Origin of the sequence: Halorubrum alkaliphilum (genome assembly GCF_017873815.1) — an archaeon.
GTDB lineage: Archaea > Halobacteriota > Halobacteria > Halobacteriales > Haloferacaceae > Halorubrum > Halorubrum alkaliphilum.
In genome coordinates this window covers 21144-42896 of record NZ_JAGGKQ010000025.1, presented here as the reverse complement: position 1 = coordinate 42896, position 21753 = coordinate 21144, and the positions used below count along the sequence as shown (strand labels likewise).

The 21753-nt window shown below is 66.0% G+C and carries 19 protein-coding genes; 8 read left to right on the top strand and 11 right to left on the bottom strand.

Translation table 11 applies throughout. The features are described from left to right. Positions 1 to 206: 206 nt before the first annotated feature. Entirely contained in the window at positions 207 to 578 is a 372-nt protein-coding gene (locus J2751_RS13010) for a DUF7473 family protein (RefSeq protein WP_245202786.1), read from the top strand. 24 nt (positions 579 to 602) lie between these two features. Here the strand turns inward: J2751_RS13010 and J2751_RS13005 are convergent, their stop codons facing one another. Next, positions 603 to 2792 carry an ATP-dependent DNA helicase gene (locus J2751_RS13005; RefSeq protein WP_209486624.1) on the bottom strand — a complete coding sequence of 730 codons (2190 nt, stop codon included), beginning with the start codon at positions 2790 to 2792 and terminating at the stop codon, positions 603 to 605. 205 nt (positions 2793 to 2997) lie between these two features. Here J2751_RS13005 and J2751_RS13000 point away from each other — a divergent pair, with 205 nt between their 5' ends. From J2751_RS13000 to hemL, 7 genes are all read left to right on the top strand, one after another. After that, positions 2998 to 3168: a hypothetical protein gene (locus J2751_RS13000; RefSeq protein WP_209486623.1), complete on the top strand. Its 171-nt coding sequence runs from the start codon at positions 2998 to 3000 to the stop codon at positions 3166 to 3168. Positions 3169 to 3220: 52 nt separating this feature from the next. After that, complete coding sequence (locus J2751_RS12995; protein ID WP_321168745.1) at positions 3221 to 3781, top strand: PAS domain-containing protein; 561 nt, start codon at positions 3221 to 3223, stop codon at positions 3779 to 3781. 142 nt (positions 3782 to 3923) lie between these two features. Continuing rightward, positions 3924 to 4394, top strand: a complete 471-nt coding sequence (locus J2751_RS12990) for a histidine kinase (RefSeq protein ID WP_209486622.1) — start codon at positions 3924 to 3926, stop codon at positions 4392 to 4394. Positions 4395 to 4446: 52 nt separating this feature from the next. Then, a complete protein-coding gene (locus J2751_RS12985) occupies positions 4447 to 4947 on the top strand; it encodes an amino acid-binding protein (protein WP_209486620.1) in 501 nt (166 codons plus the stop codon). A gap of 153 nt (positions 4948 to 5100) precedes the next feature. Continuing rightward, positions 5101 to 6132: a DNA repair and recombination protein RadA gene (gene radA / locus J2751_RS12980; protein WP_209486618.1), complete on the top strand. Its 1032-nt coding sequence runs from the start codon at positions 5101 to 5103 to the stop codon at positions 6130 to 6132. A 452-nt stretch (positions 6133 to 6584) separates the two neighbouring features. Continuing rightward, the gene (locus J2751_RS12975; protein WP_209486616.1) at positions 6585 to 8348 is read left to right on the top strand and encodes an ammonium transporter; all 1764 of its coding nucleotides are present in this window, start codon (positions 6585 to 6587) and stop codon (positions 8346 to 8348) included. A 155-nt stretch (positions 8349 to 8503) separates the two neighbouring features. Continuing rightward, the gene (hemL, locus tag J2751_RS12970; RefSeq protein ID WP_209486614.1) at positions 8504 to 9841 is read left to right on the top strand and encodes a glutamate-1-semialdehyde 2,1-aminomutase; all 1338 of its coding nucleotides are present in this window, start codon (positions 8504 to 8506) and stop codon (positions 9839 to 9841) included. Between the two features lie 728 nt (positions 9842 to 10569). Here the strand turns inward: hemL and J2751_RS12965 are convergent. From J2751_RS12965 to J2751_RS12920, 10 genes are all read right to left on the bottom strand, one after another. Then, positions 10570 to 11448 (bottom strand): HFX_2341 family transcriptional regulator domain-containing protein, encoded by an 879-nt coding sequence (locus J2751_RS12965; protein WP_209486612.1) that lies wholly within the window; start codon positions 11446 to 11448, stop codon positions 10570 to 10572. 87 nt (positions 11449 to 11535) lie between these two features. Continuing rightward, the gene (argF, locus tag J2751_RS12960; protein ID WP_209486610.1) at positions 11536 to 12432 is read right to left on the bottom strand and encodes an ornithine carbamoyltransferase; all 897 of its coding nucleotides are present in this window, start codon (positions 12430 to 12432) and stop codon (positions 11536 to 11538) included. A 140-nt stretch (positions 12433 to 12572) separates the two neighbouring features. Further along, the gene (locus tag J2751_RS12955) at positions 12573 to 13727 is read right to left on the bottom strand and encodes a [LysW]-lysine hydrolase (protein WP_209486608.1); all 1155 of its coding nucleotides are present in this window, start codon (positions 13725 to 13727) and stop codon (positions 12573 to 12575) included. Further along, a complete protein-coding gene (locus J2751_RS12950) occupies positions 13727 to 14854 on the bottom strand; it encodes an aspartate aminotransferase family protein (RefSeq protein WP_209486607.1) in 1128 nt (375 codons plus the stop codon). The genes J2751_RS12955 and J2751_RS12950 overlap by 1 nt, the downstream gene beginning before the upstream one ends. After that, on the bottom strand, positions 14851 to 15807 hold the full coding sequence (locus tag J2751_RS12945) for an acetylglutamate/acetylaminoadipate kinase (RefSeq protein WP_245202784.1): 957 nt from the start codon (positions 15805 to 15807) through the stop codon (positions 14851 to 14853). Before J2751_RS12945 ends, J2751_RS12950 begins: the two co-directional genes overlap by 4 nt. Next, complete coding sequence (gene argC, locus J2751_RS12940; RefSeq protein ID WP_209486605.1) at positions 15804 to 16883, bottom strand: N-acetyl-gamma-glutamyl-phosphate reductase; 1080 nt, start codon at positions 16881 to 16883, stop codon at positions 15804 to 15806. Before argC ends, J2751_RS12945 begins: the two co-directional genes overlap by 4 nt. After that, entirely contained in the window at positions 16880 to 17767 is an 888-nt protein-coding gene (gene lysX, locus J2751_RS12935; RefSeq protein WP_209486603.1) for a lysine biosynthesis protein LysX, read from the bottom strand. Before lysX ends, argC begins: the two co-directional genes overlap by 4 nt. Positions 17768 to 17808: 41 nt before the next feature. Beyond that, positions 17809 to 17997, bottom strand: coding sequence for a lysine biosynthesis protein LysW (lysW, locus tag J2751_RS12930; RefSeq protein ID WP_209486601.1), 189 nt, complete (start codon positions 17995 to 17997; stop codon positions 17809 to 17811). A 246-nt stretch (positions 17998 to 18243) separates the two neighbouring features. Further along, the gene (argH, locus tag J2751_RS12925; protein ID WP_209486600.1) at positions 18244 to 19716 is read right to left on the bottom strand and encodes an argininosuccinate lyase; all 1473 of its coding nucleotides are present in this window, start codon (positions 19714 to 19716) and stop codon (positions 18244 to 18246) included. Then, positions 19717 to 20964, bottom strand: coding sequence for an argininosuccinate synthase (locus tag J2751_RS12920; RefSeq protein ID WP_209486599.1), 1248 nt, complete (start codon positions 20962 to 20964; stop codon positions 19717 to 19719). It abuts the gene before it with no gap. Positions 20965 to 21753 lie beyond the last annotated feature (789 nt).

Sequence of the window (21753 nt, the reverse complement as noted above, 5' to 3'; positions counted from 1 at the left end):
CGGTCGGGGTGTGGCGGTTGTGTCGTCCCATGTCGGTTTCCTCCCCGACCTACTCGCTCACTCCGTTCGCTCCTTGAGGTCGGGGGCTCCACCTCGAAAATGCTGATCGCGTCGACGACGGTCGCGTCTATCGCGGCGGTCGCGTCCATCGGCCATGACCGGGCGATCTCGTGGCCCCTTTTATTCTTCGCCGCCTAGCGTCGGGCATGCTCGTCCTGCCCGCACAGACGGTGACACCCGCCGCGGTGCTGGGGACCACCGTCCTGTTCGCGCTGTTCCTCTCCGTCACCGCACACCTCGCCGCCCGCAACGTCCTCGGTTCGGTCGACCCGCGTCGCGCACTGTACGTCGGCCCGCTTCCCGCGGTGGTGGGCGTCGTCGGCGGAGCGTTCTCCGTTCCCGCCGCTCTGACGGTGCCGGTCGCACTCGCGCTCGACGCGGCCATGTTCCGCTGGAGCTACGACGAGGAGCCACTGCGGGCGATAGCCACGATGACGGTCGTTCACGTCGTCATCACCGTTCTCCTCGGCGTCGTGGTCGGCGGGACGGTGTTCCTCCTCTCGACCGCGCCCTCGTGATCGGCACGGTCACGATCGCCCCACTCACGGCTCCGGCGGCGGGCCGTCGTAGGCGTCGTGATCGGCGTAGAAGTTCAACATCGCGAACTTGAGCTTCGTCGGGTCGATATCGAGTAGCTCCTCACGTTCCTCCGGTGGGAACGCGTTCCGGACGGAGTACTTTCCCATGTCGGCCGTCGTGTATCGGCGATCCGCGAGGATCCTGACGCCGTATTCGTCGGGCCCGCGGACGACCCGGCCGATCGCCTGTCTCGTCTTCCGGATCGTCGGGATCTCGACCGCGTACGCCCATCCGGGATCCCTCGTCCGGTCGCGGTCGGCAAACGCTCTGTCGTACGCCTCTTGAACCGCTTCCGTTCGGTCGGAGAGATGCGGGTACGGCACGCCCACGACGACGACCGTTCTCGCGTCGTCGCCGTCGAAGCTCACTCCCTCGGCAAGGGTTCCCCACAGCGAGGTGAACAGCGTGGCGTTCTCGCTCGTGGTGAACTCCCGTCGAAGCTCCTCCTCGTCCTCGCCGGAGCCGTCGAGGTACAGCTCTCCGAGCTCGGAGCTGCCGACTCCCGTTTCCCCGCCGAGTCGCTCATAGTACCGCTCGGCCTCGCTGTATGACGGGAAGAAGGCGAGCGTGTTGCCCGGAGTGAATCGGATCGCGTCGCGGAGGAGCCCCCCGACCGCCGCCTGTGTCTCCGGGTCGTTGCGCTCAGAGGCGAAAAGCGGGGGGGTGTCGACCGCGAACGTCCGTCGGTTCTCCTCGGGATACGCCATCCCGTACGCGAGCGTGGCGACGTCCTCCAACCCGAGCACGTCCTCCGTCACGTCGAACGGGCGGAGCGTCGCGCTCATCAGTACGGAGGCCGCCACCTCGTCGAACAGTGCCGAGGTGACCGAACGGGGAATACAGGTGTACAGCTCCGCACGTCCGTACACCTCGTCCGTGCCGCCGTCGCGGCGCACCGAGACGACGGGGTACTGGCCCATCGCCGCCCCCTCGTCCATCCACGTCGAGACGAACCGGGCAGCTTGGAGCGTTCCCGACTCTTTCCGGCTCGTGGTCTCTCCCTCCCGGTACTGTCGCTCATACTCCTCGTCGAGTGCCTGTCCGAGTTGGACGGCAAGCTCCGCTTCGGTGTCGATGCCGCGGCCCTCGTACCGATCGAGGAACGCGAGCGTGAGGTCGTCGCGCCGGTCGTCGTTGGCGATCGAAACGTCCTCCCAGCTCTCTCCAACCCCCTCGCGTGCGCCGAACCCGAGCGCCTCGTCGTAGGTGTCGATGAGTGCCGCTCGGAACGCACCGATCACGTTCTCGGCCGCGTCCGCACGGGAGTCGTCGCTCTCGGAAAGCTCTTCGAGCGCGGATTCGAGCGTATTCTCCGTGAGCGCTCGCGAGGCGTGCTTGCGGGCCGCGTCCTCGACGTTGTGTGCCTCGTCGAACACGGTGATTATTTCCGACGGGTCACGGTCGATCCACCGAAAGAACTGCTCGCGGATGTTCGGGTCGAGCAGGTGGTGGTAGTTACAGACGACCAAGTCGACACCCTCCATCCCCTCCTTGAGCAGCTCGTAGCCGCAGAGCTCGCGCTCGTCGGCGTACTCGTACACGTCCTCGGGCGTGCGGACATCCTCGAAGAGCCACGAAAAGAACTCGTCCGTGTTTCGTGTCAGGTTGTTGTGGTAGTGTTCACAGACGTTGGTCGCCTCGAACTCCTCCATCTCGGCTTCTACGTCGTCGAGCTCGTCCATGATCGCCTCGCGAGCCTCCGCTGCCCCCGCGTCGCCCTCGCGGCTCTCCGCGAGGAGTTCGCGCTGGCGGGCCTCTAGCTCGGCGACCTCCTCCTCGGTCTCGACGAGTTCGCGGGTCGTGTCCCGTAAGGTCTGACACTCCTGGTAGTCGACATCGATGTGGCACATCGACGACTTTCCTTTAAATACGACCGCCCGAATCGGCTCCGTACGGGTGATCGCTCGCGCGTCCTCGACGAACTGGCGCATCTGCTGGTGGACGTTCGTCGTGATGACGACCGTCCGGTCGTGTTCGCGGGCGTGTTCGAGCGCGGGCACGAGCGCAGAGAGGGTTTTCCCCGTCCCCGGCGCGCCCTCGAACAGCACGTCTTGGCCCCGATCCAGCGCGTTGGCGACCCTGTCCATCGCCTCGCGTTGGTTCGGGTACGGCTCTTCGTACGGGAAGAACCGCAGATGCGACGACTCTGACACGGGTTCAAGTTCGTCGCCATCGCTGAAAAGGGGTCGGGTCGGGTACTCCGGTAAAATTAAACCACATGCGGTCCTGCCGCCGATCGAATCGCTACGGGTGGATCTCCACCGATCAACGCACGGAACTCACGGCACCCGAACCCCGAGATAGTCCGCACTTTCGGAACAACCGTAGTGTTTTGATACTCCTCCACGTACTATGGCTGTGAACCAGACTGCTGTCCTTCACATCGCTGCGACGGGCATGGTCGGAGCTGGCGTCTTAGTCTCTGACACCCTCCTCACGGTCGGGCTACTCCTCGTCGGCGCTGCTCTCTTCGTCGCCGGGATCGTTCTCGCTCGACGGGACGACAGCGCTCCCGACACCGTCGACTGACTCGACGAGACGAGACGGAACGGATTATGCCCTCGGCTTGTTATATGAGTGTGTGGACGGACCGTTTCAGCCCCAGCCAGAACTGCGGGCAGCACTTAAAAATGTACTGACCGCCGATATCGAGTCGTTCCGCGAGACCGTCGACCGACTCACGGCGGAACACGGATTCGACACGGAGCGTCTCGCGGCGACACCGGAGACGTTCGATCCGCCGGCAACCCTCCCCAATGCGTCTGCCCCAGCCGGGGAACTCGTGTGGCGAGCCCGGACGCTGGCGGCCGCGCCGATCGGAGTCGTCCTCACCGGTCCGGCGTATCAGGACAATCCGGTCCTGTACGCTAACTGTGCCACACGCCGACTCACCGGCTACAGCCTCGCGGAGCTACGAGGCGGGAACCTCCGACGACTACAGGGCCCGCAGACCGATCCCGATCCGGTCGGAGCCCTTCGTGAAGCGATTCGCGGCTGGAGCAGAGTTACCGTCGAACTGCGCAATTATCGTGCCGACGGTACACCGTTCGTCAACCGGGTCTCGCTCGTTCCGGTACCTGCCGCCGACGGAACCGTCGAACACTGGTTCGGCCTACAGGCGGCCGTCCCGGACGAGGGATGAGCGCGTCCGGCGCACGTCCGTTGTTTTCCACGCTTATTTTCAGATGGCTGAAACTACTGGTATATAAATACTGGTGACATCTGTGTTACCGGCACACGACCGGAGTAGCTATTCAACTGTTCCTCGCAACGTTCCGTTCGCTATGGCAACCGAAACCGCGACAGCGACGAATACTTTGACTGAGGCTGGCGACTGGCAGGCCGGTGTCGCCGGCGGGCTGGTCGGCGGTCTCGTCTTCGGCGCGATGATGTCGGTGATGACGCCCCCCGTCCTCGAAATGGGGATCCCGGCGATGTACGGTATCGAGGGCCCCGCCGGCGCGATCGGCTGGGCGATCCACATGTCTCACGGCGCGATCATCGGACTGGGCTTCGCCGCGATCGCGGGCCTGAAGCCGGAACTGAGCGAGTCAGTCGGAACGAGCCTCGGTGTCGGTGCGGGCTACGGCCTCCTCGTGTGGGTCGCACTCGCGGTGATCGTGATGCCGATCTGGCTGGGTGCCGTCGGCTTCGGCGGTGCGCCGCCGCTGCCGAACGTCGGCGTCGAGAGTCTTATCGGCCACGTCGCCTACGGCGTCGTTCTCGGCGGCGTCTACGCCGTGGTTGCGAACTGACGCCAACACGTCACCCCGGTTTTTAAGCGCTCGTGACGAGCATCCGTAGCATATGTTCGACGAGATCCTCGAGAAGTTCGAGGGGTCCCCGAGCCAGCAGGCCGTCATCAGGCTGTTCTTAGAGCGCGGGTTCTCGGTCAACGAGGACGGCCGCGTCGTCTCCGGCGGGATCGAGATCCCGTACACGGGGATCGCTCGCGAACTCGATGTCGACCGCCGCGTCGTCGACTCGACGACGGACGCGATTCTGGCAGACCCCGAACTGAAACGCATCTTCACGAACATCTCCTCGGTGCCGAGTCTGATGGATCTGGCACCCGTTCTCGATCTGACCGTGCTCACCATCGAGGTCGCGTCTGCCGGCGAGGCGGGGATCGTCGCCGAGGTGACCGGGATTCTCGCGGATCACGGCGTCTCGATCCGACAGGTACTGAGCGAGGATCCGGAGTTCACCGACGATCCCAAGCTGTACGTCATCACCGACGCGGAGATCCCCGGCGAACTGCTCGTCGAGATCCGCGAACTGTCGTACGTCCGGCGCGTCGGCTTCTGACCCCGTTCAGTTCCGCGACGACTCCGCCAGCGGGATCGTCGCGGAGGGTTATATACGGTGCCGAACCATCTCGGATCGTCGAATCTTCCGTTTTTCACTTTCACTCGGGTGTAAACCAGCCTTTATATCCGAAGCCGCACAACCTCCGTGTACATGCCTGAAGACGAACTCGAAGACCTCCCCGGAGTCGGCCCCGCCACCGCAGACAAGCTCGTCGAGAACGGGTTCGAGAGCTACCAATCGATCGCCGTCGCCAGCCCCGGCGAGATGTCGAACACCGCCGACATCGGCGAGTCCTCCGCGAGCGACATCATCAACGCCGCCCGTGACGCCGCCGACGTCGGCGGCTTCGAGACGGGTGCCACCGTGCTCGAACGCCGTCAGGAGATCGGCAAGCTCTCCTGGCAGATCGACGAGGTCGACGACCTGCTCGGCGGCGGTATCGAGACGCAGTCGATCACCGAGGTGTACGGCGAGTTCGGGTCCGGGAAGTCACAGGTGACCCACCAGATGGCTGTCAACGTCCAGCTCTCGAAGGAGAACGGCGGCCTTGAGGGCGGCTGTATCTTCGTCGACTCCGAGGATACGTTCCGTCCCGAGCGGATCGACGACATGGTCCGTGGTCTCGACGACGAGATCCTCGCCGACGAGATGGAGAAACGCGAAATCGAGGGAACTCCGAGCGACGAGGAGGCGATGGAGGAGCTCGTCGCGGCCTTCCTGGACCAGATCCACGTCGCGAAGGCGTTCAACTCTAACCACCAGATTCTGCTGGCGGAGAAGGCCAAGGAGCTCGCCGGCGAGCACGAGGAGACCGACTGGCCCATCCGGATCGTCTGCGTCGACTCCCTCACTGCGCATTTCCGCGCGGAGTACGTCGGCCGCGGAGAGCTCGCCGACCGACAGCAGAAGCTCAACAAACACCTCCACGACCTGATGCGGCTCGGCGACCTGTTCAACACCGCCATCCTCGTCACCAATCAGGTGGCCTCGAACCCCGATTCGTACTTCGGCGACCCGACACAGGCGATCGGGGGGAACATCCTCGGACACGCCTCGACATTCCGGATGTACCTCCGAAAGTCGAAAAACGACAAGCGGATCGTCCGACTCGTCGACGCGCCGAACCTCGCTGACGGCGAGGCGGTGATGCGCGTCCAGGGCGCGGGACTGAAGCCCGAATAACGGGCACGCACGCCCGTCGTCGAACGGGTTGAAGAACGTTCGTTTTCGTTTTTACGGGCTGAAATCGGTGTCTACGGCCGTCTCAGGCGATCGTGTCCCGCGATCCCTCGTTCGGCGGTGGCAATATTCGCTCACCGACCCCGCGCCCGCGTTCAAACGGCCTGATGAGGCATCGGATCGGCCGTGTTGTAACTTATCGGACAATACGGACGTTAGGTTTCTCGGCAATTGTTACCGAATGCTCGGCGAGAATACGTCCTTATATACCCTGTACTCATCCTTATATTGGATGCGCGAAGTATTATGTTGTCTCTTTCTTTTGAAACCCAACTCGAACGTTTATATACTACTATTGCTCGACCCTGAGACGTGATTCAAGCGATGAACGGTCACGAAGACGCGATTTCCGTGTACGATCGGATAGACAACTGCGGTAGCTCGGGGGGAGACGTATGATCGACGGGACGCTCCTGCTTGCGGAGGGTGACATCGAGGCGCTCGTCACCGGCGTCAACATGACGTGGTGGCTGACGGTCACGTTCCTGATCTTCTTCATGCACGCCGGCTTCGCGATGCTGGAGGCGGGGCAGGTACGCTCGAAGAACGTCGCGAACCAGCTCACGAAGAACATGCTCACGTGGGCGGTCGGCATCGGCGTCTTCTTCGTGATCGGTATGGGAATCTCGAACAACGTCGGCTCGCTGCTCGGCGGTGGCACCGCGTCGTCGCCGCTGACGATGTTCGGCGAGTCCGCCGACACCGGCTGGACGCTCTGGCTGTTCAGCGCGGTATTCGCGATGACGGCCGCAACGATCGTCTCCGGTGCGGTCGCCGGTCGCGCGAAGCTTCGCGCGTACGTCACGTACACCTTCCTGCTGGCTGCGGTCATCTACCCGGTCGTCGCCGGTATGGTATGGTACGCGCCGGGAGCCGACGCACCGATCCTCGCAAGTCTCGGCTTCGCCGACTTCGCGGGCGGCATGGTCGTCCACGGCGTCGGTGGCGTCGCCGGCCTGACCGCCGCGTGGGTGCTGGGATCGCGGATGGACAAGTACGGCGACGACGGCTCCGTCAACGTCATTCCCGGTCACTCGATGACGTTCGCCGTGCTCGGGACTCTCGTACTCTGTTTCGGCTGGTTCGGCTTCAACGTCGGAACCGCCGCCAACCCGCTCGCCGCGGACGGCACCTCGATCGCGCTCGCCGACTTCGCGTACGTCGGCAGCGTGGCGATGGTCACCGCCCTCGGAATGGGGCTCGGCGCGATCGGCGCGGCTGCCGTCTCGCTGTACCTCAACGGCAAAGTCGACACGCTGTACGTCGCGAACGGGATGCTCGCCGGCCTCGTCGGTGTCACGGGTCCGACCGACCTGATCACGCCGATGGGTGCGATCGCGATCGGGTTCCTCGCGGGTGCGCAGCTCCCGCTCGTCTTCCGGTTCGTCGAGAAGACGCTGAAGATCGACGACGTGTGTGCCGTCTTCCCGGTTCACGGGAGCGCAGGGATGCTCGGCTTGATCCTCTACCCGCTGTGGTCGGTCAACGGGACCGCGATCGGCGGCGGCGTCATCGGCGGTGGCTTCCTCTCGATCGAGGCGTCCGCGTTCGTCCCGCAGATCGTCGGCGTCGCGGTCATCACGATCTGGACGGTGCTCGCGACCGCCGCCGTGTGGGGCGGTCTCAAGGCTATCGGTCAGGCCCGTGTCACGCCCGAACACGAGCGCGACGGCCTCGACTCCGCCGAACACGGCGTCGACACCTACCCCGAGTTCGGCAAACCCGGCGTCGCGACCGACGGCGGCTCCGCGGTCGTCGATACGACCGAGACTGACGACGTTTCCCCGCGTGCCGACGGCGGCGAGGAATCGGGCTCGGAGATCAAGATGGTTACTGCGGTCGTCCGCCCCGACAAACTGGGCGACATCAAACAGGCGCTCGCGGAGATCAAAGCGCCCTCGCTCACCGTGACGAACGTCTCCGGCCGCGGCAGCCAGCCGGCAAAGAAGGGCCAGTGGCGCGGCGAGGAGTTCACCGTCGACCTCCACCAGAAGGTGAAAGTCGAAGTCGTCGTTGCCGACATCCCGGCCGATGAGGTCGCGGAGGCCATCGCCGGTGCCGCGAAGACCGGCGAACCCGGAGACGGTAAGGTGTTCATCATGCCGGTCGAGGACGCGCTACAGGTCCGCACCGGCACGACCGGACCGGAGGCGGTGTAAGCGGGTCGCCTCTCGCCCGGTTCGAACACGAATCGATTCCGTCGACTGCTCGCAACGAGGTATTTTACATTGGACGCGTCGGACCGCCGAGCGGTCGCGCCGGCGCTGGCCGGAACTCGGCAACTACTTTCATCCCTCCGGCCCAACCGTCCCGTATGAATCACGAGCGCTCTCGCGGGTTGTACGGCCGCGCGCTGTCGGTCATGCCGGGTGGGGTCAACTCCTCGGTCCGGGCGACGATGCCACATCCGTTCTTCATTGAGCGCGGGGACGGCGGCCACGTCATCGACGCCGACGGCAACCGGTACGTCGACTGGGTGATGGGATACGGACCGCTCCTGTACGGTCACGACCTTCCGGAGCCGGTCGAGGCGGCGATCCAGTCACACGCGTCGGCGGGGCCGATGTACGGCGCGCCGACCGAGATAGAGGTCGAACACGCCGAGTTCGTGGCGCGACACGTCCCCAGCGTCGAGTCGATCCGGTTCGTCAACTCGGGGACGGAGGCGACGGTGTCGGCGGTGCGACTCGCCCGTGGCCACACGGGCCGCGACAAGATCGTCGTGATGCAGGGCGGCTATCACGGGGCACAGGAGTCGACGCTCGTTGAGGGCGCCCCGGGAGACGCCCACCCCTCGACGAAGGGGATCCCCGAGTCATTCGCCGAGCATACCCTCCCGATCCCGTTCAACGACCCGCAGGCGGCCAAGGAGGTGTTCGCTGAACACGGCGACGACATCGCCGCGGTCCTCGTGGAGCCGATCCTCGCGAACACGGGGATCGTCATGCCGGTCGACGGCTATCACGAGACCCTTCGCGACCTGTGTGACGACCACGGTTCGCTTTTAGTCTTCGACGAGGTGATCACCGGGTTCCGCGTCGGCGGGCTCGGCTGCGCGCAGTCGAAGTTCGGGGTCACCCCGGACGTGACGACGTTCGGGAAGATCATCGGCGGCGGGTTCCCCGTCGGCGCGATCGGTGGGCGAGCCGAGATCATCGAGGGGTTCACGCCCGCCGGCGACGTGTTCCAGTCCGGCACGTTCTCGGGACATCCGGTAACGATGGCCGCAGGGAAGGCGGGACTGGAGTACGCCGCCGAAAACGACGTGTACGAACACGTCAATCGGCTTGGTCGGCAACTCCGCGAGGGGATCTCCGAGATATGTGCGGAGCAGGCCCCCGAGTACACCGTCGTCGGCACCGACTCGATGTTTAAAACGATCTTCACCCGGGACGCTCCCGACGATATCGACGACTGCTGTTCGGGCGGCTGTCGACAGAACCAGTCGTGCTCCCGGTACGAACTGTGTCCGAAGACCGGGGCTGACGTCGCGGCCGCGGAGACGGACCGATGGGAGCGGGTGTTCTGGCAGGAGATGAAGGATCGGGGTGTGTTCCTCACCGCGAACCAGTTCGAGTGCCAGTTCACCTCGTACGCGCACACGGAGGAGGACGTCGAACGGACTTTGGAGGCGTACCGGGAGGCGATCTGAGCGATACCGGGAGTAGGTCTCGCAATACGGTGGAGTAGTTGTTTATAAACGAGCTATTGGTGTTGCTGGCAGCTGTTTATAAGTAGATGATGCTGTGGTGAACGCTTCTACCCCTCCAGCTGTTCGTTTATAAGTGGTCGAGTACGGATCGTCGGTGAACACTTCCAAAGCCCCAGCCGTGCGGGCGGCGTACGCTCGCTGTGCTCCTCACTCGGTCGCAAGCTCCCTCGTTGCGGTGTCGCCGGCGCTACGCGCCGGCTGCCAGAGGGACCTTCGGTCCCTCGCGGTTCGCGCCCTTTTGAGGGCGCGAACCGGGGCACGCCACCGCATCGTCTATTTATAAAGGAGCCTCGTGGCCGCTCACAGTCTTTTTAAATACGATCTCGTCGCCACCGATTTGGGAGATTTACTCCCGATATCGGTCAAGACGAGAGCGCTTCTGAAGATCGGCATCACAACGGATCGGTTTCGACGGCGAATGCCGTCTCGTGACGTCCGGGAGCGACCGCGACGAGCGTCAGCGGGGGACCCATCGCGTCCGGGGCGATGGGGGGCGTCGGTCGTGCGGAGGGTCGGTCAGGTGGAGGGCGTCGGTCGCTCCACCGGGCATCACGCGTTTGGATCGAGGAGTGGCTACCCGTTCTATGTTAGCCGTAAACAGTCCGGATGGACCGTACAATACGTACCAAACGAACGACCCGACCGATCGGCATCGTCCGACCGATGCGTTACGCGTCGAGTTTGTGCTGGAACGCGAAGAAGACGCGACGGCCGATCCCGGTGAGGTGAACCGTATCGGAGCGCCCGACCGGTTCGAGTTCGACGTACCCGCGCTCGCGGAGCGGGTCGAGCACCCGCGTCTCCAGCGCGCGGTACTTCGCGGTGCGGCTCTCGCCGGCCTCCCGGAGGAACGCGAGGTCGCGCTCGCGCGCCCACTCGATCAGGTTCCACTTGTCCGTCGTCCGGTCCTGGGCCGCCCGGTCGTACAGTCGGCCGAGGATCGCGACCTGATCGCGGGTCGGCGCGTCCATCGGATATAAGGGCAGGTCGACGGTGCGCTCGACGCCCGTCGTCAGCGGCTCCTCGCGTACGTCGTGGCGGTGGGTCTCTGGCTCGACGCTGTAGGGCCGCGCGCCGACGATCATACACGCCATGGCGACGCCGACCGCGGCGACACGGGGTCCGGTCGAGACGTTGGCGAACAGCCGGTCGCCGGTTCCGCTCGTTCGGTCCCGAGCGCCGGCGGCGCGGTCGTCACCGCCTGCCCCGTGATGGGCGGCGACGGTCGTCGTCACGCCCAACACGTCGTACACGTCCGCGAGTTCGACGGGGAGCACCCGGACCTCGGCGAACCCGGCGACCGTCTCCCACGCCTCGCGCTGGTAGTCGGTGAGTCCGTCCGGGTCGACGCGAGTTGCCGCCGGGTCGTCGAAGTCGACATCGAGGTCGACGACGCCGCGGTCGGCCTCGCGGTTCGGGGTGTCCGCGAGCAGATAGACGATGTCGGCACGGTGCTCTCGAAGAGGGGTGACGATGCGGTCGCGTTCGTGCCCGAGCGGCACGACGTGGACGCGACGCTCGGAGACGCGGGGGGCCGTGACGTCCATGGCGTTCACACCGGCCGCGTCGATATAAAACGGGGGAGTTGATGACCGGACAAGGCGTGTGCGTGCTCCCCGTTCCGGCTCGGGTTTTTATTCGCCCAACAGTTCGATCAGCAGCGCGTTCTGGGCGTGCATCCGGTTTTCGGCCTGGTCCCATACCAGCGCGCGGTCCGATTCGAGCACGTCGTCAGTGATCTCCTCGCCGCGGTGGGCGGGCAGACAGTGCATCACCTTCGCGTCGGTTTCCGCGAGCAGTTCCCGGTTCACTTGGAACCCGTCGAAGGCGGTGAGCTTCTGCTCGCGTTCGCCCTCCTGACCCATCGAGATCCAGACGTCAGTGTAGACGACATCGGCGTCCGCGATGGCCGTCTCGGGGTCGGTCGTCGGCTCGACGTCCGCGCCGAACTCCGCGGCCCGGTCGAAGACGGCCGTGTTCATGCCGTAGTCGGCGGGTGTCGCGACCGACACGTCGATCCCCGCCATCGCCGCGCCGACGACGAACGACTGCCCGACGTTGTTTCCGTCGCCGACCCACGCGACGTGGGCGTCCTCCCCGACCGACTCGCGGATCGTTAGGAGATCCGCAAGCGTCTGACAGGGGTGTGCCTCGTCGGTGAGCCCGTTGATCACCGGACAGTCGGCGTATGCGGCGAGCTCCTCGACGTCGGCGTGGTCGAACAGCCGGGCCATCACCCCGTCGACGTATCGTCCGACCACGCGTGCGGTGTCCCGGAGCGGCTCGCCGTGACCCAGCTGGAGGTCGTCGGGCCCGAGGAACATCGCGTGGCCGCCGAGCCGGGTCATCCCCGTCTCGAAGGAGATCCTGGTCCGCGTCGAGGGTTTCTCGAATATCATTCCCAGCGTCGTGTCCGGGAGCCGAGGATCAGTGTCGCCGGCCTTCATCGCGGCGGCGCGGTCGAGCAGTGCGTCCAACTCGGCGGGCGTCACGTCATCGATGTCAAGGAAGTCGTCGGTAGCGAGTGGCATTTTCGGTGGGGTCTGTGGTCGTGTCGGGGTCTGTGGTCGTGTCGGGGTCTGTGGTCGTGTCTACGATCGCGGTGACGAGGTCCGTTCGGAGCGTGACGTCAGTACAAAACGAGACGGCGTCGCAGCGGAAGCCGCGACGCCTACCGTCGGTCCCGGCAGACGTCGCTCAACACGGTCGTTGCGCGATCCAGGTGCGAGAGCGGCAGCCGCTCGTCGGGAGCGTGGTCCAGATCCGAGTCCCCCGGGCCGTAGGTGACCATCGGGCAGTCCCACGCGGCCGCGAAGAGGTTCATGTCGCTGGTGCCCGTTTTGCGGATGAGCCGGACGTCGCCGCCCGCCTCACGGATGGCGACGCGGAACGCCCGCGCGAGTTCGGTACGCGGGCTCTCCATCACCGGCGGGATCGGCTCCTTCCAGTGAACCGAGCCGGTCGCCATCTGTGCCTCCGCCAGTTCGTGAACCTCGTCGACGGTGCGGGTCGGCGGGACGCGCAGCTGTACCTCCATCGTCGTCTCGACCGCCAGTCCGTCATCCGTGAGTCCGCCGTCGATGGAGACCGGCTTCGTCGTCACCTGCTCGAACACCGGCGTATCGGGGTCGGCGGGATCGAACGTCTCCTCGACGCCGTGCCACCAGTCGATCGCGTGCTGGATGGCGTTCGGCTCCGGCCGCGAGCTGTGACCGGACTCGCTCGTGTTCACGTACGTGCCCGCGAGGAACCCGCGGTAGCCGAGCGTGATCCCGTCCCAGCCGGACGGCTCGCCGTTCACCAACAGCTCCGGCGCGTCGCGGTCCTCGATGAGGAACCGAGCGCCCTGCGAGTTCGTCTCTTCGCCGGCGACGCCGACGAACGAGACGCCGGTCTCGACCGCCGCGACCGCCATTGCGACGAGGGGGCCGGTGGCGTCCACCGAGCCGCGCCCCCAGAGGACGGGCTCGCCCGGCTCGCCGACGGCATCGTCATCGGCCGCCGGCTTCACTTCAACGGGGATGTCGCCCGGAACGGTGTCGACATGCGAAGTCAACAGGACCGCGTCGCTCGCGGGCGCACGAACGTTGCCGACCTCGTCGATCCACGCCTCGCGGCCGTTGGCCTCGAAGAAGTCGACGAGCCGCTTCGCGGCCTGCTCCTCCTCGCCCGACGGCGAGGGGATCGACACCATGTCATACAGCAACCTCCGGGCCGGCGTGTCGCAGGCATCGGGGTATCCCCCGCCGGCGACGACGTCCGTCCCGGCGGCGTTGGAGTCGTTCGCGGACTCGACCGGCGACTCGCGCTCTTCCCCGGTCGCCATCACGCGATCACCTCCTCGATCGCGTCCACGACGGCGTCGGCGTGGTCGCGATCGATCGTCAACGGCGGAAGCAGGCGCAACACGGTCCGGCCCGCGGGCAACGCGAGGATCCCGTGTTCGATCGCCAACTCGCGCAACAGCCGGTTCGAGCCGCGCTTCACCTCGATACCGATCATCAGCCCGTCGCCGCGAACCTCCCGGATCTCGTCGCCCAGACGCTCGTCGATCTCCTCGCGGAGATACGTACCCATCTCGGCGGCGTGTGCCGGAAGCTCCTCGCGCTCAAGGACATCGAGCGTCGCCCCCGCGGCCGCCGAGACGACGGGGCCACCGGAGAACGTCGAGCCGTGGTTCCCGCAGTTCTCGGCGATCCAGTCGCGACACAGCGTCGCGCCGATCGGGAGCCCGCTGCCGAGCCCTTTCGCGGTCGTGAGAACGTCAGGAACCACGTCGTGGCCGTCCGCCGCCCACATCGAGCCGGTACGGCCGAGTCCGGTCTGTATCTCGTCGAGGATCATCGCCGCGCCGGACGTCGCCGTCGCGACGCGAACCGCCTGTAAGTACTCCGTCGAGACGGGGTTGATCCCGCCCTCGCCCTGTAGCGGCTCGATGATCACCGCGGCGGTCTCATCGTCCACCGCCTCGCGCATGGCGTCGATATCGCCGTAGTCGACGAACTCGACGCCGCCCGCGAGCGGCTCGAACCCCTGCTTGTACTTCCCTTTCCACGTGGTCGCGAGCGCACCCATCGTCCGGCCGTGAAACCCCTGTTTTGTCGCGATGATCTTCTCGCGACCCGTCGCGTGCCGGGCGAACTTCAGGGCTGCCTCGTTGGCCTCGGTTCCCGAGTTACAGAGCCAGACGTTGTCGACATCGACGGGAGCGGTGTCGGCGAGCTGCTCGTACAGCGCGGTTCGCGCCGCGTGCGGGTACGACGCCTGAACGTACATCAGATCCTCCAGCTGGCTCGTCGCGGCGTCGACCACGTCGGGGTGACAGTGGCCGACCGGAGTACAGGCGTAGCTCGCGCCGAAGTCGAGATACTCGTTTCCGTTTGTGTCGTACAGCCACACGTCCTCGCCGCGGGCGATCTCGATCGGCTTCTCCGAGAAGACGAAGCCGCTCATGCGGTTTCACCCCCGTCCGTTTCGGCGGCCTCCTCAACTTCCTCGATCGCCGACCGCTCGATGGTCGTTCCCGCACCGCCGAGCGCCGCGACGATCGGGTCACGGACGTTGGCGTCGCCTATCACGACGCGACCGGAGCCGCCCGTCAGCGCCTCCGTCGCGGCCATCACCTTCTTTCCCATGAACCCCTCAGCGGCGTCTTCGACCGCCGCCAGTTCGTCGGGCGTCGCCGCCGACTCGATCAGCGTGTCGGAGTCGTCGGGGTCCGCGTACACGCCGGCAACGTCGGTCAACAGGACGAGATCCGCGTCGAGCGCACCGGCGACCGCGGCGGCCGCCCGATCCGCATCCGTGTTGACTGGCGTGACGCCGCCGTCGCTCTCTTTCCCCTCCATCGGCGGCGAGACGACGGGGGTGTAGCCGTCGCCGAGCAGCCCGGAGAGGAGGTCGGCGTTCACCGACTCGATCCGACCGGAGTGCTCGCCGCGACGGATCTTCTTTTTACCGTCCTCGATAACGCGGACCGCCGACTTGCGGGGTCCGGAGAGGATCCCGCCGTCGACGCCCGAGAGACCGACCGCGTCGACGCCGGCCTCGCGGAACAGCGCCGTCAGCTCCGTGTTGAGCTTCCCGGCCATCGCCATCGTGAACGCCTCCATCGTCTCCGCGTCGGTGAATCGGCCGGTGACGCCGGAGGCGGACTCGACGTACTCCGGCTCCATCCCGAGCCGCTCGATGACCTCGTCGACGACCGTCGAGCCGCCGTGGACGACGACGACCCGACGCCCGTTCGCGACGAGGTGGGCCACGTCGCCGACCGCGCCGGCCGGGTCGACCGCCTTCGCGCCGCCGATCTTGACGACGACGGGGGGCTCGTCGGCGGGTGCGCCGCCGGCGTCGTGCCCGCCGTCGGCGACGATGTCGGACGCCGTCCCCTCGATATCGCCCGTCATGGCGACCCCACGGGGTGGAGCCCCTCGAATTCGAGCCCCGCGGTCTCGGGCAGTCCGAGCGCGACGTTCGCCCCGTGGACCGCCTGTCCCGCCGACCCCTTGGTCATGTTGTCTATCGCCGAGAAGACGACGACACGCCGGTTCCCGGGATCCAGTTCGAAGCCGACCTCACCGTGGTTCGTCCCCGCAACCGACTTCGGCTCCGGATAGCGGTAGACGCCGCCGCCGCCCGAGACGATCCGCATGAACGGCTCGTCGGCGTACGCGCCGCGGTACGCCGTCCACAGGTCGGCCTTCGAGACGGGGTCATCCGGGAAGACGTGACAGGTCGCGCTCGCGCCGCGAACCATGTCGACCGCGTGGACGGTGAAGGAAACGGAGAGCCCGAGATACGCCTCGATCTCCGCCTCGTGGCGGTGACCGGTCGGCGCGTACGGGCGGACGACGCCCGAGCGCTCCGGATGCGAGGAGGCCGCGCCGCCGCCGGCACCGCCCTCCGAGGAGCCGACCTTCACGTCGACGACGACCTCGCCGGTCTCGGAGTCGAGGACACCCTCGTCCACGAGCGGTTTCAGCCCGAGGATCGTCGCGGTCGCGTTACAGCCACCACCGGCGATCAGGTCGGCACCGGGGAGGTTCTCGCGGTTGAGCTCGGGAAGCGCGTACTCCGCACGCTCCAAGTACTCCGGCGACGCATGGCCGTCGTACCACTCGTCGTACAACGCCGCCTCGGGCAGCCGGAAGTCCGCCGAGAGGTCGACGACGGTGTCGGCCGCCTCGAAGTACTCGTCGACCTGCTCCATCGAGACGCCGTGAGGCGTCGCCGAGAAGAGCACGTCGACGGACGCCAAGTCGTCGGGATCCGAAAAGCGCAGGTCGAGCCCGCGCAGGTTTGGATGCGAGCGACCGACAGTCATGTTGTCCGCCGACCGCGACGTGGCCTGTACGACCTCGAAGTTCGGGTGGCCGGCGAGGATCCGCAACAGCTCGCCGCCCGTGAAGCCGGTTCCGCCGACGACGCTCGCGGTGTAGCTGGCGTCGGAGGTCGCCGCGTCGGCCGCGTCGTCAGCGCTCATACCTGTGCCTCCGCGGCGTCGCTCGCCTGCTCGGCTTTTGACTCCAGCCAGTCGACGACCTTCGCCGGAACGTCAACCTCGCTGGCCTCGTCGAGTGCCTTGAACTCGACCGTGTGGTTCACCTCGTGGACGGTGTACTCGCCGGAGTCGGTTCCGCCGACTTCCATCAGATCGACGCCGAGCATCCCGCCGCCGACCGCCTCCGAGGCGCGATCGACGAGTTCGAGCGCGCGATCGTCAAGATCGAACGACTTCGTCTCGCCGCCCTTCGCGGCGTTCGTGAGCCAGTGGTCCGACGAGCGCGTCATCGCGGCGATCGGCTCGCCATCGACCGCGAGTACGCGAACGTCGCGGCCGGGCTTGTCGACGAACTCCTGAACGTAGAACACCTTGTGCTCGTAGTGACCGAGCGTCTCCTTGTGCTCTAAGATCGCCTCCGCGGCGCTCCGGGTGTCTATCTTCGCCATCAGCCGGCCCCACGAGCCAACGACGGGCTTGAGAACGCAGGGATAGCCGAACTCCTCGATCGACTCCATCGCGGCCTCCTTCGTGAACGTCACTTCCGTCGCCGGAGTCGGGATGTCGGCCTCGGCAAGCGCGAGCGAGTTCTTCGCCTTGTCAGCACAGACATCGCCCGTCTCCGGTCCGTTCACGACGGGAACGCCGTAGCTGTCGAGGAACTGCGTCGCGTACAGCGACCGGCTCGTCGAGAGACAGCGGTCGACGACTAAATCGAGATCGCCGACGTTCGCGGTGGTCGACTCTAGCCCGAACCGCTCACGGCGGACGTCTATCTTCTCGACGTCGTGGCCGCGGTCGCGCAGCTCAGACAACAGCAGCTTCTCGTCGCGGCGGATCCGCGAGTAGAGGACGCCTATGCGCATGTCGACCACTCGCGTGTCGCGGTCGTGGCGGTTGTCACCATCTACTCGCCCCAGTCCTCCTCGAGTTCGGGTGCCTCCTCCAACACGACGGGATCCAGCGAGATGACCTCCAGCTCGGTCCCCGTGACCGGACTGTCGATTATCTCGCCGACCTCGACGTCGGCCGGAAGCTCGATCTCCTCGCCCGTGATCGGGTCCTCTGCCAGCACCGGATCGGTGTCGGTCGTCATCGTGTCTCCTACTCGACCGTGAACCCGCATAAACCCTTCGAACTTATAATCTGCTTTACAAGAACTGTACTACCATCTAACGGACGGAGAGCGGTTTTAAATCGGGCGTGTGAAATCCGGTGTCAGATTTCAGTAATAATTCTGTCCCCGGACGGGGACGGCGGCACCGTCGACGGTCGATCCGCGACCATCGGTGGTGCGGGTCGTCGGCGAACTCGAGGGCGACACCCGAGAGAACACGTCGGCTCACGCATACGAACTCACCTCGGCATCCAGTAGGTCCGCCGCCGCCGCGAGCGACTCCCGCTCGTCGGCCAGCGCCGCGTCGTCGGCCTCGATCTCGACCTCGGCGGTCGCGAGCTCGTCGGCGACGGCCTCGGGAGCGGGTCCCCCGGCGGAGTCGCGGCTCGCGACGCTGGCGGCAGGGGCGAGCGCTTCCTCGACGTCCTCACGGCTCACGTACGTCGAGAGGGGCTCGTCCGTCACGTTTCGAGTGGCCTCGTCAACTTTTGCGGCGGCCGCCTCCGGAGTATCATCGTCGGAGACGGTCTCGGCAGCCACCGCGACGATCTCGTGAGCCGTCCGGAACGGTAGCCCGCTCATCGCGAGCAGGTCGGCGACCCCCGTCGCCGTCGAGAAGCCGTCGCCCGCGGCGTCCGCGAGCACCCCCTCGTTCCAGTCTGCGGTTGCGACCGCGCCCGCGACGACTTCTGTCGCGTCGCTCACGGAATCGACCGCGGTCCACGCGTGTGGCGTTGCCTCCTGTAAGTCGAGGTTGTACGCGCGTGGTAATCCTTTCAGCGTCGTCAACAGCCCGGTCAGCTCTCCGGTCGCGGTGCCGGCCGTAGCACGGACGAGCTCGATCGGGTCCGGATTCTTTTTTTGCGGCATGATCGACGAGGTCGACGAGTAGTCGTCCGACAGCTCCACGAACCCCTTGTTCGCGTAGACGATCAGGTCCTCGGCGATCCCCGAGAGCGTCGTCGCGTGCGTGGCGAGCGCCGCCGTCGTCTCGGCGAGGAAGTCGCGTCCCGCCGAGGCGTCCATCGAGTTCCGGACGGTCCCATCGAAGCCGAGCAGCTCGGCGGTGCGGTCTCGATCGACCTCGAACGGCGTCCCCGCGAACGCCGCCGCGCCGAGCGGCGACCGATTCGTCCGCTCGTACGCGCCGAGCAGGCGCTCCGTGTCGCGGCCGATCGCCCCCTCGTACGACAGCAGGAAGTGAGCGACCGTCGTCGGCTGGGCGGGCTGGAGATGGGTGTAGCCGGGCATCACCGTCTCCGCGTGCTCGCTCGCGACCTCGAGGAGCGCCTCACGGAGCGTGATCGTCGCCTCCGCGGCGGCGAGCAGGTCCTCGCGCAGCCGATGCCGGATACAGGTCGCCACCTCGTCGTTGCGCGAGCGGGCGGTGTGCATCTTCCCGCCGTCGGGGCCGACGCGGTCGATGACCGCCGTCTCGATCGCCTCGTGAACGTCCTCGCCGTCGGGAAGCGCGCCGTGGCCGGCCGTCTCGATGTCGTCGAGGGCAGCGAGGATCTCACTTGCGACCGCGTCGTCGACGATCCCCTGCTCCGCGAGCATCACCACGTGCGCGCGGTCGACCGCGAGGTCGGCCGCGAAGATGCGTTCGTCGGCGTCGAGACTCGACATGAACTCGCGGGCGGGGCCGCCGCTGAACCGGTCGCGGCGGACGGCCGTGTCGGGATCGTCGTCGGTCATCTAGCTGTGGTCGGTGTCGTCCGTCGTCTCAGCGCCCTCACCGCTTCCGTCCGTGGCGAGCTCCGGCTTCGAGACCGCCTTCTTCACGTCGTTGGCGAGACGCTCCTGGAGGCCGTGATATTTCGCGACGCCCGTGGCGTCCGACTGGGCGATGCCGGCCACGTCCTCGGTGTTGAACGAGGCCATCTCCTCGGAGTAGACGGCGTACTCGGAGTCGCGGGCGACGACGCGGCAGTTGCCGCCGGAGACCTTCACGGTCGCCGTGCCGGTCACCACGTCCTGCGTCTCGTCGACGAACGCGTCCAGCGCGTCGACGACGGGTGCGAAGACGAGCCCTTGATACGCCTTTTCGGACCACTCCTGCTCGATTCCCTTCTTGAATGAGCGCTCGTTCTTGGTCAGGACGAGGTCTTCGAGCGCCTGGTGTGCGGTGAGGAGGACCGTCGCGGCCGGGTGTTCGTAGTTCTCACGCACCTTCAGGCCGAGCATGCGGTCTTCCATTACGTCGGTACGGCCGATCCCGTAGCCGCCAGCGTACTCGTTGAGATGCTGGATCAGCGGGACGGGATCCATCTCCTCGCCGTCGACGGCGACGGGAACGCCCTCCTCGAACTCGACTTCGATAGTGGTCTCACCCTCCGGCTCGGCAGTCCACTCGTAGATGTCCTCCGGCGGCTCGTAGTCGGGATTCTCCAACTTGCCGCCCTCGACCGCGCGTGACCAGATGTTCTCGTCGATGGACCAGACGCCGCCGTCGCCGGCCTCGACGGGCAGATCCTTCTCGGCCGCGTACTCGATCTCCCACTCGCGGGTGAGGCCGAGCTCGCGGACCGGGGCAATGACTTCGAGATCGGAGCCGCGCCAGACGGCCTCGAACCGGAGCTGGTCGTTCCCCTTCCCCGTGCAGCCGTGTGCGATGGCGTCACAGCCCTGCTCCTCGGCGACGCCGAGGATCGCCTCGGCGATGACGGGGCGCGCGAGGGCGGTCCCGAGCGGGTAGCCCTGATACGTCGCGTTGGCTTTCACCGCGTCGTAACACAGCTCTGCGAACTCCGCTTTCGCGTCGACGACGTGAATGTCCAGTCCCAGCGCCTCGGCGGTCTCCTCGGCCTCGTCGAACTCCTCGGTCGGCTGCCCGACGTCGACGTTGACGCCGATGACCTCGTCGTAGCCGTACTCCTCTTTTAACAGCGGGACGCAGACCGTGGTGTCGAGTCCGCCGCTGAACGCGAGTGCAACGCTTGTCATTACTGGGGAAGACCCGGTGTATAGACTTAAATTCGTCGCTTTAGATATTGTAACAAAATCGTAGAGACGGTGCTCGCGGAGGACACGGCAGTAGCTCTACGGAACGAAACGGCGCGAACGCGACGAGGGAAGTGAAGTTAGTGGCCCGAAGGGGCCGGTCGTCGCGCCGCGCCGGAATCCGGTCGCGGCGGTCGGACGCCTCGTCGCGGTCGCGGGGCTCGTCGGCCTCGGAAGAGTGCGGCGCCGAGACGAGCCTCCGCGGTCATTATGAGAATATAACCAATCTCCGATATAAAAACATTCCGTAACTGCGCCACGAACTCTCCGAGTCCGTCGAATAACTACGGGAGTAGGTCTCGCAATGCGGTGGAGTAGTTGTTTATAAGTGGAATAGTGTGTTGCTGGCGGCGATTTATAACTGGACGAGGTTATGAGGAACTACTCAAAAGCTCTAGCCACTCGTTTATAAGCAGTTGACTACTAATCGACGGCGAAGACCTCCAAAGCCCCAGCCGTGCGGGCGGCGTACGCTCGTTGTCGTCCGAAAATCGAAGATTTTCGGGATGTCGTCAGAACGCTCCGCGTTCTGACTGCTAGCCAGAAATCGGAGATTTCTGGCAATGTCGCCAGAATCCGCTGGATTCTGGCTGCTAGCCGGAAGTCAAAGACTTCCGGCGATGACGAGAGAGCTCCGCTCTCTCGAACCACGCGCCTCACTCGGTCGCAAGCTTCCTCATTGCGGTGTCGCCGGCGGCGGAGCCGCCGGCTGCCCGTGGCGCTCCGCGCCAC

Coding starts and splice junctions, on each gene's coding strand:
- J2751_RS12975 (WP_209486616.1), top strand. CDS start 6,585: ATGATCGACGGGACGCTCCTGCTTGCGGAGGGTGACATCGAGGCGCTC.
- J2751_RS12990 (WP_209486622.1), top strand. CDS start 3,924: ATGGCAACCGAAACCGCGACAGCGACGAATACTTTGACTGAGGCTGGC.
- J2751_RS12950 (WP_209486607.1), bottom strand. CDS start 14,854: ATGAGCGGCTTCGTCTTCTCGGAGAAGCCGATCGAGATCGCCCGCGGC.
- argC (WP_209486605.1), bottom strand. CDS start 16,883: ATGAGCGCTGACGACGCGGCCGACGCGGCGACCTCCGACGCCAGCTAC.
- J2751_RS12920 (WP_209486599.1), bottom strand. CDS start 20,964: ATGACAAGCGTTGCACTCGCGTTCAGCGGCGGACTCGACACCACGGTC.
- lysW (WP_209486601.1), bottom strand. CDS start 17,997: ATGACGACCGACACCGATCCGGTGCTGGCAGAGGACCCGATCACGGGC.
- J2751_RS12955 (WP_209486608.1), bottom strand. CDS start 13,727: ATGGCGACCGGGGAAGAGCGCGAGTCGCCGGTCGAGTCCGCGAACGAC.
- radA (WP_209486618.1), top strand. CDS start 5,101: ATGCCTGAAGACGAACTCGAAGACCTCCCCGGAGTCGGCCCCGCCACC.
- argH (WP_209486600.1), bottom strand. CDS start 19,716: ATGACCGACGACGATCCCGACACGGCCGTCCGCCGCGACCGGTTCAGC.
- argF (WP_209486610.1), bottom strand. CDS start 12,432: ATGCCACTCGCTACCGACGACTTCCTTGACATCGATGACGTGACGCCC.
- J2751_RS12945 (WP_245202784.1), bottom strand. CDS start 15,807: ATGACGGGCGATATCGAGGGGACGGCGTCCGACATCGTCGCCGACGGC.
- hemL (WP_209486614.1), top strand. CDS start 8,504: ATGAATCACGAGCGCTCTCGCGGGTTGTACGGCCGCGCGCTGTCGGTC.
- lysX (WP_209486603.1), bottom strand. CDS start 17,767: ATGCGCATAGGCGTCCTCTACTCGCGGATCCGCCGCGACGAGAAGCTG.
- J2751_RS12985 (WP_209486620.1), top strand. CDS start 4,447: ATGTTCGACGAGATCCTCGAGAAGTTCGAGGGGTCCCCGAGCCAGCAG.
- J2751_RS13010 (WP_245202786.1), top strand. CDS start 207: ATGCTCGTCCTGCCCGCACAGACGGTGACACCCGCCGCGGTGCTGGGG.
- J2751_RS12965 (WP_209486612.1), bottom strand. CDS start 11,448: ATGGACGTCACGGCCCCCCGCGTCTCCGAGCGTCGCGTCCACGTCGTG.